Below are 13,185 nucleotides of genomic sequence, written 5' to 3'. Positions count from 1 at the left end.
GCCTTTCATGATCTCTTTGTCGAGCCTTCTGCACCGGGGCCGGGCCAGCGCGGCGGCCCTGGCCTTGCTGGCCTGCGCGGCCGCTGCCCAGACGCCGCTGCCGGGCCGCCCGATCACCCTGGTCGTGCCCTACCCGCCCGGCGGCTCCGCCGACATCCTGGCCCGCATGGTCGGTGAAAGGCTCGGCCACCAGCTCGGCCAGACCGTGGTGGTCGAGAACAAGGCCGGCGCCGGCACCGCGATCGGCGCCAAGGCGGTGGCCGACGCCGCACCCGACGGCCACACCCTGCTGCTGGGCACCGTCAGCTCGCAGGCCATCAACCCGGCCATGACCAAGGTGGGCTACGACCCGCTCAGGAACTTCGCCACCGTGTCGCCGCTGGCCTCCATCCCCTTCGTGCTGGTGGCCAACCCGGCCGCGCCGATGCGCAGCGTGGCCGAGGTGATCGCGCAGGCCAAGGCCATGCCGGGCGCGGTGGGCTACGCCTCGGCCGGCCCCGGCACCTCCAACCACCTGGCGGGCGAGCTGCTGGCCTCGGCGGCCGGCGTGAAGCTGCTGCACGTGCCCTACCGCGGCAGCGCGCCCGCGCTGGCCGACGTGCTGGCCGGCCATGTGCCGCTGATGTTCGACCTGCAGAGCACGGCCGTGCCCAACATCCGCACCGGCAAGCTCAAGGCCATCGCGGTCACCGGCACCCAGCGCAGCGCGCTGCTGCCCGAGGTGCCCACGGTGGGCGAAAGCGGCCTGCCGGGCTACGAGGTCAGCGCCTGGTTCGGCATCTTCGCGCCCGCGGGCCTGCCCGCGCCCGTGCTGGACAAGCTCGGCGCGGCCTTCGCCGCCATCCTGCGCACGCCCGAGATGGAAAAGCGGCTGCGCGACCTCGGCGCCGAGCCCGACACGCGCAGCCGAGAGGCCTTCGACAGCTATGTGCGCAGCGAGGTGTCGCGCTACGCCGGCGTGGTCAGGAGCGCCGGACTCGCGCCATGACGGGGCCGAGCCCCATCGCCCAGGCCGCACTGGAGCGCCTGCAGGCCCGGATCGGCCCGCGCTGGGCACAGGACATCCGAGCCCACAGCCAGCAAGTCAAGGACGCCTACGCGCCGCTGCTGCGCGCCGCGCCCCCCAGCGGCGCGGCCATCGCGCGCGACCAGCCCTACGGCGCGCATCCGCGCCAGGTGCTCGACCTGTTCAGGCCGGCCGATCTGGCGGCGGAGGCCGGCGCGCCGGTGGCGGTGTTCGTGCACGGCGGCGGCTTCGTGCGCGGCGACAAGTGCGTGAGCGGCGAGCTCTACGACAACGTCATGCACTGGTTCGTGCGCCAGGGCTGGGTGGCCGCGAACGTCGAATACCGGCTCGCACCCGAGGCCCCGTTCCCGGCCGGCGCCGAGGACGTGGCGCTGGCCATGGACTGGCTGCACCGCCAGGTTGCGGCCTACGGCGGCGACCCGGCGCGCCTGCTGCTGATCGGCCACTCGGCGGGCGGCACCCACGTAGCCAGCTATGCCTTTGACCCGGCGCTGGGCTACCTGGGGCGCCACGCCGCGGCGCTGGCCCTGCTGTCGGCGCGGCTGCGCGCCGATGCCCTGCCCGCCAACCCCAACGCCGCCGGCGTGCGCGCCTATTTCGGCGAGGACATGGCGCGCTACGAGCAGCGCTCGCCGGTGCGCCATGCAGCCACGGGCGCGCTGCCGGTCTTCATCGCGATCGCCGAATTCGAGAACCCGCTGCTCGACGTCTACGGACTGGAGTTCGCCCACGCCCTGGCCGCCGCGCGCGGACGGGCGCCGCGCGTGCTGCAGCTGCGCGGCCACAACCACATGTCGATGGTGGCGCACTTCAACAGCGGCGAGGAGCGGCTGGGCCGCGAGCTGCTCGATTTTTTTCACAGGCGAGGTGCCGATGAGTGACCGCTGAGAGCTACGGCCTCGCAGACCTCTCCACGAGAACGACCGAAGCCCCAACACACCCCAACTAGATTCGTTCCCGCCCGCGCCAGCGCAGTTGCTTGCCTGCGATATACCCCGCCATGCGCCAAGTCAGTTCCTTCAATGCCCGGCGCAACGCCGGACGGGCACGGCTGCGGTACGCCGCTCGCAGCACGACTTGCTGGGCATCATGCAGCGCAAGCAGGTCGCGAGCCTGCAGGGCAGCCAGCAGGCGATCGTAATAACGTTGCACACACCGGGCTTCAGCCTCGGTCAAGGCAGCGGGCATGTCCATCGAAGCACTCATGCGGCCTCCGAGGCAGTTGGTGCGACAGGAGAAGCGGCCGCCTCGCCGGGGGCCGGCAAACGCGGTGCGGTCAGACCATACCAGTCCATCCGGCGGGTCAGCACCATGACGGCCGCCAGCACGGCGAACAGCGCGATCGCGCCTACGATCAGTGCGGTCTGCTCGAGCTGCAGCAGCACATAGAGCAAGCTGTAAAGCACGGCGATCAAAGCGCCGAAGGGCAAGCCCCTGCGCAGACTGCCGAGCATGTGACTGGCGTAGTAGGCCAGCAGCAGCACGCAGGCCGTGGCCGCCATCGCGTATGACGGCCCGAACGCCAAGTGTTCCGACAAGCTCACGAGCAACAGAAAGAAAACACACAGCGCGCTGCCCACCAGCAGGTATTGCACGGGGTGGACGCGCAGCTTCTGCATCAACTCAAACAAGCCCACGGCCACAAAGGTGAGCGCGATGAACAGCACGCCGTACTTCATGGCGCGGTCAGCCAACGAGTAAGGATTCACCGGATCGATGAAAGCCACGCTGAAACTGTCGGCGCAGGCGCGCTGTGCGCCGGCCGCTTCGCTCTCGGCAGTCTCATTGACCGAGCCATCCGACAGCGGAGCGTTACAAACCTTGCGGCCCTCGGCAATATCCTGTTGTGCCGAGCTGGCCAGTGACGACAAACGCCAGTGGGCCGTGAAGCCATCGGGCCGCACCTCGCGATCCGACGGCAGGAAGCGTCCTCCGAACGACGGATGCGGCCAGGCGCTTTGCATCAGCACCTCGGTGTTACCGCCCAGCGGCACGATGACCAAGCGTTCGGTGCCCACGAGTTCCAGATCCAGCACTGCACGCACCTGCCCGCTCTGCGCGCGCAGCCCCTCGGGCAACGGCGTGTGCAGGCCGCGGGAGTACACGGGGTGGAAAGTACCGGGCTTGAGCGCCAGGGTCTGTCCATCCACCTCCACCTGCGCCATGCGAATGCCGCGCGCATCGCCCACGGCCACCATCAGGATAGGGGCACCGCACTGCATGCGCGAGCCCTTGACCGTGCGTTCGGGCTGCAGGCTGGCCAGCGACGCCCACTCGGCTGTGACCTGCGCCTTGAGTGTGTAGGCGTTGACCTTGTGCAGGCCACGAGCGCGCTCCTGCATGACGGCACTGGTGCGCAGCTGCAGCTGCTGAGGCATCGCGGTGAGCAGAAATTCGCGCCGCTGCTCCGCGGTGCGACGCTCGGCACCCGCGCCAGTCACGGTGTCCCAGGTCTCCACGCAAGCACTGTGCAGCATCGGGCCCATGAGCGTCTGCGGCCCGGCCAGACTCTGCTCCACACCGCGCGCAGCCTCGAGCCGATAGCGCTGGCGATCGCGTACCACGCCTTCGATCAAGCCAAGACCGAAAAGCAGCAGCACCGTGACGGCGACCAGCGCCGCGAGTTTGATGAACAGGGGGTGTTTCAAGAAGTTCTCCACAAAGGTTGTGTCTGTGAAGAACAGTGTGGGGAGCGCCGGTGATGGTGCGATGAAGTTTGTGAGGCGGATGTGAAGTGCAGAAAGAGGGAGTCAGAATGTGGCTCGGGAGAGCCGCTGGGTTGCGATAGGTTGTTCCCGGCAAGACGGGAGCCGGGGCCCCAGACACCTGGGCATCAGAGTCGCGGGCAGGTCGCAGCGTGAAAATGCTGTCCCGCGCCCCAAACAGACGTTAAATCACGGGGCCGTTGTTCGGCACATCCCGAAAATCCAACTCCACCCGCAATCCCGGCCCGGTATTGCGAACCCTCATGTGGCCCCCATGCAGCGCCATCACACGCTGCACAATCGCCAACCCCAGCCCTGACCCGCTGCGCTCGCCTCCGGGACGCGCCGTGGTGAAGAAGCGCTCCCCCAGACGCGGCAGCGCGTAGTCGGGCACACCCGGCCCATCGTCCTGCACAGCCACGCGTGCCCCATCCAATTCCACCCGCACGGTGCTGCCTGCAGGGGCAAAGTCAATCGCGTTATCGATCAGGTTGGTCAGCGCCAGCGTGACGAGTTCAGCCTCCCATGAACCGCTCGCGCCCGAGCCCGTTTGCGCGAGCGCAATACCGCGCTGCGCAGCGCGGGCCCGAGTGTGCACAATCGCCGCGTGCGCGCAGTCGGCCAGCGCCACGGGGATGCGAGCCTCGGCATGGTGGCGCTGCTCCAGCTTGCTCAGCTCCAGCAGCCTGTCAATGAGACGCTGCAGGCGCTCGCTCTGAGCCACCACCTGGGCGGCGAACTGGGCGCGATCGGCGGCGGGCAGATCCTCCTGCAGAAGTTCCCCCGCACCGCGGATCGCGGCCACGGGGCTTTTGAGTTCATGGGTCAGCGCCCGCACGTATTCCTCGATGTAATCGTGTCCTTCGAGACGCGCGCGCATGCGGTCCATGGCGCGCGCCAGGTCACCCAGCTCGCCGGGAGCGTTTGGCACCTCGGGAACTGGCTGCGCAGGCGGGAACGAGGCTCCGTCCCCCTGGGCCGGCCCTTGCACGCTGAGCGCGTAGTCGCGCAGGCGGCGCACATGCCACACCACCCACAGCGTGACGGCCACGCCCACGGCAGCCGAAAGGACCAACAGCAGCAGACCGCCCATGAGCACCTTGCGCTCCGCGCGGTCGATGAAGCGCTGCACGGCGAACACGGGCTTGGCCACGGTCAGCACACCGGCGATCTTCTGGCCTCCGGAGCCCCGGGCGTAAATGGGAGCGGCCACGTACATCACGCCGCTCTTGTCGTCGCCCGAAACTTCCCGCGTGGCACGGGCGCCGTACTCGCCGCGCAGCGTGCGCGCCACATCGCGCCAGGCCGAGTAGTCCTCGCCCACGGCGCGCTGCTCGGAGTCGAACAGCACACGGCCCGTGGCGTCGGTCACGTAGATGCGGAAATCCAGCGTCTGCTTGGACAGCCCCCAGATCGCCGCGTCCACGGGCCGGGTTGCGTACTGGCGCACCTGCTGCGCGAAACGGCCCTCGGCCAGGCGCCCGGCCGTCAGGTCATCACTGACCAGCTCAGCCAGGATGTTGGCCGTATCCACCATCATGTCTTCCATCACCTCGCGCACGCTGGGCTTGATCTCGGCCGTGAACACACGCAGCACGAAAAACGCGGCGATGCCGTTGATGAGGAAGAACGCAAACAGCAAACGCAGGCCAAGGCGCATGGGGAGCAGCGACTTCAGAGGTCGAGGCAATAACCCATGCCCCGGTGCGTGACGATGTATTCGCGCGCAGGGTCGGCCTCGCGCAACTTGGCACGCAGGGTTTTGACGTGGGTGTCCACGGTGCGATCGGTGCTGTCGCTGTCGTCGCCCCAGGCGGCAGCCAGCAATGCGTCACGCGTGTGGATGCGGCCCGCGCCCGCGAGCAGACAGGCCAGCAGGCGGTATTCGCGCCGTGTGAGTGGCAGCGGCCGACCATGCAAGTGCATGCGTTGGCCCATGCCGTCGTCGTGAAACGGAGTGGTGTGTGCCATGGGCACAGCGGTCATGGCAGCGGTGCGGCGCAGCAGGGCCTTCACGCGCGCGGCCAGCTCGCGCGGACTGAAGGGCTTGGCCAGGTAGTCATCGGCGCCCAGCTCCAGGCCTAGCACGCGGTCCAGTTCCTCGCCGCGCGCGCTGAGTATGAGCACAGGCGTGCCCCCTGCGGCACGCACTTCGCGGCACAGGTCCAGTCCACTGCCATCAGGCAGCCCCACATCGAGCACGAGCAGGTCAAACGTTTGAACACGCAACAGCTGACGCGCATCCTGCAACAGCAGGCTGTGCGTGACCTGCAGCCCCTCGCGCTCTATCGCGTAGACCACCGTGCGCGCGATCGCGGGGTCGTCTTCCAGCAATAGCACGCGCGCTGGCATGGCACCTACACCGCGCCCATGTTCGGCACCAGCGCCCCCGCCGCCTGCCCGGCCTTCAATGCCGCCGTGAAAGCCAGCATGCGGTCGATCGGCAGGCGGGCGCGCAAGCCCAGCACCGGGTCGACCTGGACTTCGTTGGCGCCGGTTTCCAGCACATGGGCCAGGCCCGCGAGGCCGTTCATCGCCATCCAGGGGCAGTGCGCGCAGCTCTTGCAGGTGGCGCTGTTGCCGGCCGTGGGCGCCTCGATGAAGGTCTTGCCGGGGTTCAGCGCGCGCAGCTTATGCATCATGCCGTTGTCGGTGGCGACGATGAACTCGCTGGCGTCCATCTCGCGCGCGGCCTTCAGGATGCCCGAGGTCGAGCCCACGGCGTCGGCCAGCGCCACCACCTCGGCCGGCGATTCGGGGTGCACCAGCACCTTGGCGCGCGGATGCTCGCGCTTGAGCGCCTCCAGCTCGAAACCCTTGAACTCGTCGTGCACGATGCACGAGCCGTTCCAGAACACCATGTCGGCCCCGGTCTCGCGCTGGATGTAGCCGCCCAGGTGCTTGTCGGGCGCCCACAGGATCTTCTGGCCCTGCTCGCTCAGCGCGCGCACGATGTCGAGCGCGCAGCTCGATGTCACGAGCCAGTCGGCGCGCGCCTTCACGGCCGCGCTGGTGTTGGCGTAGACCACCACGGTGCGATCGGGGTGCTGGTCGCAGAAGGCGCTGAATTCGTCCACCGGGCAGCCGAGGTCGAGCGAGCAGGTGGCGTCCAGGTCGGGCATCAGCACCTTCTTCTCGGGCGACAGGATCTTGGCGGTCTCGCCCATGAAGCGCACGCCCGAGACCACCAGGGTCTGCGCCGCGTGGTCGCGCCCGAAGCGCGCCATCTCCAGCGAGTCGCTCACCAGGCCGCCGGTTTCCTCGGCCAGGTCCTGCAGGTCCGGGTGCACGTAGTAGTGCGAGACCATCACCGCGTTGCGCTCCTTGAGCAGGCGGCGCACCCGGTCCTTGAACGCGGCGCGCTCGGCGGGGCCAGGCTCCACCGGCACGCGGGCCCAGGCATGCCGGGTGGCGCAGGCCGGCTGCTCGTATTCGACCTCGATCAGGGCGGCAGCGGTGCTCATCCCAGCTCCTGCAGGCGCATCGAGAAGTCGGTGGCCTTGACGTCCTTGGTCAGCGCGCCGATCGAGATGCGGTCCACGCCGGTCTCGGCCAGGGCGCGCACGCCGTCGAAGGTGACGCCGCCCGAGATTTCGAGCACGGCGCGGCCCGCGTTGCGGCGCACGGCCTCGCGCAGCGTGGGTAGGTCCATGTTGTCGAGCAGCACCATGGTGGCGCCGGCGGCGAGCGCCTCGTCGAGCTGGGCCAGGGTCTCGACCTCGATCTCCACGAACGCCGCCTGCGCCGCCACCTCGGCCGCGCGGCGCAGCACGGCCGTCACGCCGCCGGCGGCTGCGATGTGGTTCTCCTTGATCAGCACCGCGTCATAGAGGCCGATGCGGTGGTTGGTGCCGCCGCCGGTCTTCACCGCGTATTTCTGCGCCAGCCGCAGGCCGGGCAGGGTCTTGCGCGTGTCCACGATCTGCGCGCGCGTGCCGCGCACGGCCTCCACGTAGGCCGCGGTCTTGCTCGCCACGGCGCTCAGCAGCTGCAGGAAATTGAGCGCGGTGCGCTCGGCGCTCAGCAGCGCGCGGGCCGGGCCTTCGATCTCCAGCACCACCTGGTTCACCTCGCAGCGCCCGCCTTCGGGCACGGCCCAGGTCCAGCGCAGGCCGGGGTCGAGCTGGCGCAGCGTGGCCTCGACCCAGGGCGCGCCGCAGATCACGGCGGCTTCGCGCGCGATCACGCGGGCCTGCGCGCGGCGCGCGGCATCGACCAGGCCGGCCGTGAGATCGCCCGCGCCCAGGTCTTCCTGCAGGGCGCGCGCGGCGTCGGCGCGGGCCAGCTCGGCCAGGCTTTTCTCGGAAAAATCGAAGGGGGTTGTCATCATGGTGTAAGCATAGCGGCATCCCGATGGCCCTTCGCATGCCGCGCGCACCGCCCGGCCCGGGCCTGCGCCCGGCTTGCTCCGTTTTTGATAGCTGAAAAGGACCATCCGGCAAGGACCTCCCGGCGATTTCACTCATAATCCACGGCCAGAGCCTCCCGGAGACACCGCATGACCCTGCCCGCCCCCTTCGCCGCCTTGCCCGCCGTGAGCGCATGACCGCCGACGCGATCGACCTCGTCACCCTGCGCGTGATCGTGGCGGTGGCCGATGCCGGCTCCATCAGCGCCGGCAGCAACCAGCTCGAGCTCGCGGTGGCCGCCGCCAGCGCGCGCATCTCGGCGCTGGAGGCCTCTCTCGGCATCCGCATCTTCGAGCGCTCCTCGCGCGGCGCGCGCGTCACGCCCACCGGCCACATGCTGGTGCAGCGCGGGCGCGAGCTGCTGGCCGACGCCGACCGGCTGACGCTGGACCTGCGCGACTACAGCCTGGGCCTCAAAGGCCATGTGCGGGTGCTGGCCAACGGCTCCTCGGTGCTGGAGGCGATGCCGCAGCGGCTGGAGCGCTTCATGCGCCGGCATCCGCTGATCCGCATCGACCTGGAGGAGCACAGCAGCCCCGAGATCTGCATGGCGCTGCTCGAAGGCCGGGCCGACCTGGGCATCGTGGACACCGCCAGCCCGCCGCAGGGCCTGGAGCTGCGCGACTTCTTCAGCGACACGCTGGTGCTGGTGGTGCCGCCGGCGCACCGCCTGGCCGGCCGGCGCCGGCTAGCGCTGGCCGATGCGCTGGAGGAGGACTTCATCGGCCTGATGGACGGCACGGCGCTGTCGAACCGGTTGATCTCGGAGGCCGCCGCGCTCGGGCGGCCCGTCAAGATCCGCATGCAGATGCGCAGCTTCGACGCAGTCTGCCGCATGGTGGCCGGCGGCCTGGGCGTGGGCGTGCTGCCGCTGCAGGCGGTGGCGCCGCAGCTCGCGATGCTGCCGCTCAAGGCCATCGCGCTCAGCGATGGCTGGGCCGTGCGCACGCACCGCCTAGCCACCCGCAGCGGCGTGGCGCTGTCGCCCGCCGCGCACACGCTGGTGCAGGCGCTCACCGCCTGAAGCCGGCCGCGGCGGGCTTTCGCGATTGGCGAAAGCCGCCTTCGGCCCGCATGCTTGCGGGCCGCCACCCCGTTTCCTAGACTGCCAGCTTTCCGACCACCGGCCCGCCCGCGGGCCCTGCCTTCACGCCATGAACATCACCCGCGTCAGCGCTACGCCGCTGCACCTGCCTGTCTCGGTCAGCATCTCGGGCCGCACCAAGACCACCTCGCTCTCGCTGTGCCTGGTGGACATCGAAACCGACACCGGCCTTATCGGCACCGGCATGACCGCCATCACCGAGGAAGAGGTGATCGGCTCCATCGTCAACGACATCGCCGCGCACGCGCTGATCGGCGCCGACCCGCTGCGCCACGAGCAGCTCTGGGACAAGCTGTACTGGCTGCTCACGCCGCGCGGCCAGTCGGGCTACGCGAGCCACGCCATCGCGGCGCTCGACCTCGCGCTGTGGGACCTCAAGGGCCAGGCCCTGGGCCAGCCCTGCTGGCGGCTGCTGGGCGGCGCGCGGCCGCAGGTGCCGGTGTACGCCACCTTCGGCTTCGCCTTCTTCGAGCGCGACGAGCTGGCCGCTGCGGCCAAAGGCTGGGTCGAGCGCGGCTTCAAGCGCCTGAAGATGACGGTGGGCCACCACGCGCTGCAGCGGCGCGACGAGCCGCGCGAGCTGGCCGACGTGATCGCCGAGGACGTGCAGCGCATCCGCGCCGTGCGCGAGGCCGTGGGCCCCGACGTGCAGCTCTACATCGACGCCAACTGCAGCCTCGACTACTTCCACGCGCTGTCGCTGGCGCAGCGCATCGAGGACTACGGCATCAGCTTCTTCGAGGAGCCGGTGACGCAGAACGACGTGCCCAACCTGGCCAAGCTGCGCGCCAAGACCTCGATCCCGCTGGCCGCGGGCCAGAACGAAGGCCTGGCCTCGCGCTTTCGCGACCTGCTGGTGGCGCAGGCGGTGGACGTGGTGCAGCCCAACGCCTGCATCTCGGGCGGCTTCACCCAGTGCACGCGCATCGCCGGCATGGCGGCCGCCTTCAACACGCGCTTTGCCAACGGCGGCGCCTGGCCGCACCACAACATGCACCTGCACGCGGGCCTGGCCAATGGCTCGCTGGTGGAATACCACTCGGTGGCGGTGGAATGCTGCAAGCAGGTGTTCGACGGCCTGCCCGAGCCGGTGAACGGCGTGCTGACCCTGCCCGAGACCCCGGGCCTGGGCTTCCGGCCCAACCGCGAACGCATCGCCGAACTGGCCAAGCGCCCCGGCTCGCGCGGCGTCGGCAAGGCCTGAACGGCCGAGCGCCCCCTCATTCAATCATTGGAGACACCGCATGACGACTTTCAACAACGCCTTTTCCCGCCGCAGCGCGATGCTGGCCGGCCTGGCCGCGCTGGCCGGCACCAGCGCCCTGGCGCAGCCAGCCGCCTACCCCAGCCGGCCGATCCGCCTGCTGGTGGGCTACTCGGCCGGCGGCGGCGTGGACGCCATGGCGCGCCTGCTGGCGCCGCGCCTGTCCACCGTGCTGGGCCAGCAGGTGGTGGTGGAGAACCGCGCCGGCGCGGCCGGCCTGATCGCCGGCGACCTGGCCGCCAAGTCCGCGCCCGACGGCTACACGCTGATCCTGGCCGAGAGCGCGATGCTGATCGCGCAGTACATGCAGCCCCACATGACGTTCGACCCGGTCAAGAGCTTCACGCCGGTGTCGGCCGTGTTCACGCTGCCGCTGATGATCGTGACCGGCAACAACTTCCCGGCGCGCGGCCCCAAGGAGTTCCTGGCCAAGCTCAAATCGAGCCCCGGCGCCTACTCGTTCGCCACCTCGGGCGTGGGCACGGTGCAGCACCTGGGCTTCGAGATGGTCAAGGCCTGGACCGGCAGCTTCGTGGTGCACATCCCCTACCGCGGCGCGGCCCAGATCGTGCCCGACGTGATCAGCGGCCAGGTGCCGATCGGCGTGGTCAGCGCCACCGCCGGGATGGCGCAGGCCAAGGCCGGCAAGCTGCATGCGATGGCGCTGATGAGCGGCACCAAGCTGCCGGGCGCCGACGAGGTGCCCCTGCTGTCGGAGGCGCTGCCGGGCTTCGACGCCGCGCCGCGCCTGTTCATCCTGTCGCCCGCGGGCACGCCGCAGCCGATCGTGGAGCGCCTCAACGAGGCGATCCGCACGGTGATGTCGGCGCCCGACCTGGCCGTGGCCGCCGCCCAGCAGGGCGCGGTGCCGGCCTACATGGGCTCGGCTGCGCTGGCCAGCGACATCGGCAAGGAGTCGGCGCGCTGGGGCCGCATCATCAGGGAACAGAAGATCAAGCCCGAGTGAGGCTGGCGGGCCGGGCCGGGCCGGGCCGGCCGTCGGCTGGCTGGCTGGCTGGCTGGCTGGCTGGCTGGCTGGCCGCTATGCTTTCAATAGCATCAGATGACCGCTGCACGCGGACATCCGGCCGATTCGACGCTGATTTTCCAGAAAAACGGCCGCGCCGGGCGCTCAGCCCGGTTCCGCCACCGGGCCGCGCCCCATCAGCGCGGCCACGGCATCGGCCGGCTTCAGTCGGCCGTCGAGCAGGGCCACCACGCTCTGCGAGATCGGCATCTCCAGCCCCAGGCTTTGCGCGCGCTGCACCACGGTGCGGGCGCAGTAGACGCCCTCGGCCACATGGCCCAGCGAATCGACCGCTTGCTGCAGCGTGCGGCCCTGCGCCAGCAGCAGCCCGACCTGGCGATTGCGCGACAGGTCGCCGGTGGCGGTGAGCACCAGGTCGCCCAGGCCGGACAGGCCCATGAAGGTGTCGGCCCGGGCGCCCAGCGCCACGCCCAGCCGCGTCATCTCGGCCAGGCCGCGGGTGATCAGGGCGGCTCGCGCGTTCAGGCCGAGGTTCAGGCCGTCGCACAGCCCGGTGGCGATGGACAGCACGTTCTTCACCGCGCCCCCCACCTCCACGCCCACGATGTCGTCGTTGGCATAGACCCGCAGCGTCGGGCCGTGGAAGGCGTCGACCAGCGCGTCGCGCACGGCAGCATGTTCGCTGGCGGCCACCAGCGCGCTGGGCTGGCCGCGCGCCACCTCCTGCGCGAAGCTCGGGCCGCTGAGCACGCCGCTGCGCAGCGCGGGCGCCACCTGCGCCCGCACCTCGTGCGCCATCAGGCCGAAGGCGGCCGCGGCGCCGGCCTGCGGCGCCTCGAAGCCCTTGCACAGCCAGGCCACCGGCACGGCGCTGTCGCGCAGCTGCGCGAGCAGGCCGCGCAGGCCGGCCATGGGGCTGGCGATGATCAGCAGGTCGGCGCCGGCGGTGAGCGCCGGCAGGGCCTCGGGCGGCCCGGACTGCACGGCCAGCGCGACCGGCAGCGCAATGCCGGGCAGGTAGCGCGCGTTCTCGCGCGCGGCCTGCAGCGCCTCGGCCTGTGGCGCGCTGCGCGCCCACAGCGTGACCTGGTGCCGCGCGGCGGGCTGGCCGCTGGCGCTGATGGCCATGGCCGTGCCCCAGGCACCGGCGCCAAGAACTATGATTTTCATAGCATCCGATGCCCGCTGTGCCTGGACATTCCGCTCAAAAGGCCCTGAAAAGCCTTACTGGGTGATGATCGACGGCGCGGCGCCGGCGGCGGCCGCCTGCTGCTGCTCGTACATGGCCTGGAAGTTGATTTCGGCCAGGTGCACGGGCGGGAAGCCGGCGCGCTGGATGATGTCGGCCACGTTGCCGCGCAGGTAGGGGTAGACGATCTGCGGGCAGGCGATGCCCAGGATCGGGCCCATCTGCTCGTCGGGCAGGTTGCGCGCCTCGAAGATGCCGGCCTGCTTGGCCTCGACCAGGAACACGGTCTTGTCCTTGATCTTGGTCTGCACGGTGGCCGTCACCGTCACCTCGAAGATGCCGTCGGCCACCGGGGTGGCGTCCACGCCGAGCTGGATGTCCACGGCGGGCTGCTCCTGCTCGAGCAGGATGCCCGGCGAGTTGGGCTGCTCCAGCGACAGGTCCTTGAGGTAGACGCGCTGGATCTGGAATACGGGGTCTTGTTGGTCGGCCATGAGA

General features: G+C 70.2%; 13 protein-coding genes. 5 read left to right on the top strand and 8 right to left on the bottom strand.

All coding sequences use genetic code 11. From position 1 onward, the window contains the following. The first annotated feature begins 7 nt into the window (after positions 1-7). Together MMF98_RS18205 and MMF98_RS18200 are read left to right on the top strand one after the other, a co-directional pair. Positions 8-988, top strand: a complete 981-nt coding sequence (locus tag MMF98_RS18205; protein ID WP_243308256.1) for a tripartite tricarboxylate transporter substrate binding protein — start codon at positions 8-10, stop codon at positions 986-988. Further along, positions 985-1,908: an alpha/beta hydrolase gene (locus MMF98_RS18200; protein ID WP_243308254.1), complete on the top strand. Its 924-nt coding sequence runs from the start codon at positions 985-987 to the stop codon at positions 1,906-1,908. The genes MMF98_RS18205 and MMF98_RS18200 overlap by 4 nt, the downstream gene beginning before the upstream one ends. A 64-nt stretch (positions 1,909-1,972) precedes the next feature. On the opposite strand, the gene MMF98_RS18195 is transcribed toward MMF98_RS18200, so the two are convergent. From MMF98_RS18195 to nadC, 6 genes are all read right to left on the bottom strand, one after another. Beyond that, entirely contained in the window at positions 1,973-2,233 is a 261-nt protein-coding gene (locus tag MMF98_RS18195; protein WP_243308253.1) for a hypothetical protein, read from the bottom strand. Then, complete coding sequence (gene creD / locus MMF98_RS18190) at positions 2,230-3,675, bottom strand: cell envelope integrity protein CreD (protein WP_243308252.1); 1,446 nt, start codon at positions 3,673-3,675, stop codon at positions 2,230-2,232. The genes MMF98_RS18195 and creD overlap by 4 nt, the downstream gene beginning before the upstream one ends. Before the next feature lie 241 nt (positions 3,676-3,916). Next, complete coding sequence (gene creC, locus MMF98_RS18185) at positions 3,917-5,392, bottom strand: two-component system sensor histidine kinase CreC (RefSeq protein WP_243308251.1); 1,476 nt, start codon at positions 5,390-5,392, stop codon at positions 3,917-3,919. 14 nt (positions 5,393-5,406) lie between these two features. Further along, positions 5,407-6,084, bottom strand: coding sequence for a two-component system response regulator CreB (gene creB, locus MMF98_RS18180; RefSeq protein WP_243308249.1), 678 nt, complete (start codon positions 6,082-6,084; stop codon positions 5,407-5,409). Positions 6,085-6,089: 5 nt separating this feature from the next. Continuing rightward, entirely contained in the window at positions 6,090-7,196 is a 1,107-nt protein-coding gene (gene nadA, locus MMF98_RS18175) for a quinolinate synthase NadA (protein WP_243308247.1), read from the bottom strand. Next, positions 7,193-8,059, bottom strand: a complete 867-nt coding sequence (nadC, locus tag MMF98_RS18170) for a carboxylating nicotinate-nucleotide diphosphorylase (protein ID WP_243308689.1) — start codon at positions 8,057-8,059, stop codon at positions 7,193-7,195. The genes nadA and nadC overlap by 4 nt, the downstream gene beginning before the upstream one ends. A gap of 215 nt (positions 8,060-8,274) precedes the next feature. On the opposite strand from nadC, the gene MMF98_RS18165 reads away from it, so the two are divergent. The 3 genes from MMF98_RS18165 to MMF98_RS18155 all read left to right on the top strand — a co-directional run bounded on the left by MMF98_RS18165 (position 8,275) and on the right by MMF98_RS18155 (position 11,477). Beyond that, entirely contained in the window at positions 8,275-9,165 is an 891-nt protein-coding gene (locus tag MMF98_RS18165; protein WP_243308246.1) for a LysR substrate-binding domain-containing protein, read from the top strand. Between the two features lie 130 nt (positions 9,166-9,295). Further along, positions 9,296-10,450, top strand: a complete 1,155-nt coding sequence (locus tag MMF98_RS18160; protein ID WP_243308245.1) for a mandelate racemase/muconate lactonizing enzyme family protein — start codon at positions 9,296-9,298, stop codon at positions 10,448-10,450. 40 nt (positions 10,451-10,490) lie between these two features. Then, positions 10,491-11,477, top strand: coding sequence for a Bug family tripartite tricarboxylate transporter substrate binding protein (locus MMF98_RS18155; RefSeq protein WP_243308244.1), 987 nt, complete (start codon positions 10,491-10,493; stop codon positions 11,475-11,477). Between the two features lie 165 nt (positions 11,478-11,642). Here the strand turns inward: MMF98_RS18155 and MMF98_RS18150 are convergent, their stop codons facing one another. Both MMF98_RS18150 and secB read right to left on the bottom strand, forming a co-directional pair. Beyond that, complete coding sequence (locus MMF98_RS18150) at positions 11,643-12,668, bottom strand: NAD(P)H-dependent glycerol-3-phosphate dehydrogenase (protein ID WP_243308243.1); 1,026 nt, start codon at positions 12,666-12,668, stop codon at positions 11,643-11,645. A 54-nt stretch (positions 12,669-12,722) separates the two neighbouring features. After that, positions 12,723-13,181 carry a protein-export chaperone SecB gene (gene secB, locus MMF98_RS18145; protein WP_243308242.1) on the bottom strand — a complete coding sequence of 153 codons (459 nt, stop codon included), beginning with the start codon at positions 13,179-13,181 and terminating at the stop codon, positions 12,723-12,725. Positions 13,182-13,185: the final 4 nt, after the last annotated feature.

The organism is Variovorax terrae (assembly GCF_022809125.1).
In the GTDB taxonomy this organism is placed as follows: Bacteria; Pseudomonadota; Gammaproteobacteria; order Burkholderiales; family Burkholderiaceae_C; genus Variovorax_A; species Variovorax_A terrae.
This window is presented reverse-complemented; position numbering and strand designations above follow the sequence as displayed.

Bases quoted from the DNA above. Each gene is read 5' to 3' on its own strand.
- MMF98_RS18195 (WP_243308253.1), bottom strand. From the start codon at position 2,233: ATGAGTGCTTCGATGGACATGCCCGCTGCCTTGACCGAGGCTGAAGCC.
- MMF98_RS18200 (WP_243308254.1), top strand. From the start codon at position 985: ATGACGGGGCCGAGCCCCATCGCCCAGGCCGCACTGGAGCGCCTGCAG.
- secB (WP_243308242.1), bottom strand. From the start codon at position 13,181: ATGGCCGACCAACAAGACCCCGTATTCCAGATCCAGCGCGTCTACCTC.
- nadC (WP_243308689.1), bottom strand. From the start codon at position 8,059: ATGACAACCCCCTTCGATTTTTCCGAGAAAAGCCTGGCCGAGCTGGCC.
- creB (WP_243308249.1), bottom strand. From the start codon at position 6,084: ATGCCAGCGCGCGTGCTATTGCTGGAAGACGACCCCGCGATCGCGCGC.
- creC (WP_243308251.1), bottom strand. From the start codon at position 5,392: ATGCGCCTTGGCCTGCGTTTGCTGTTTGCGTTCTTCCTCATCAACGGC.
- MMF98_RS18150 (WP_243308243.1), bottom strand. From the start codon at position 12,668: ATGAAAATCATAGTTCTTGGCGCCGGTGCCTGGGGCACGGCCATGGCC.
- MMF98_RS18205 (WP_243308256.1), top strand. From the start codon at position 8: ATGATCTCTTTGTCGAGCCTTCTGCACCGGGGCCGGGCCAGCGCGGCG.
- MMF98_RS18155 (WP_243308244.1), top strand. From the start codon at position 10,491: ATGACGACTTTCAACAACGCCTTTTCCCGCCGCAGCGCGATGCTGGCC.
- nadA (WP_243308247.1), bottom strand. From the start codon at position 7,196: ATGAGCACCGCTGCCGCCCTGATCGAGGTCGAATACGAGCAGCCGGCC.
- MMF98_RS18160 (WP_243308245.1), top strand. From the start codon at position 9,296: ATGAACATCACCCGCGTCAGCGCTACGCCGCTGCACCTGCCTGTCTCG.
- MMF98_RS18165 (WP_243308246.1), top strand. From the start codon at position 8,275: ATGACCGCCGACGCGATCGACCTCGTCACCCTGCGCGTGATCGTGGCG.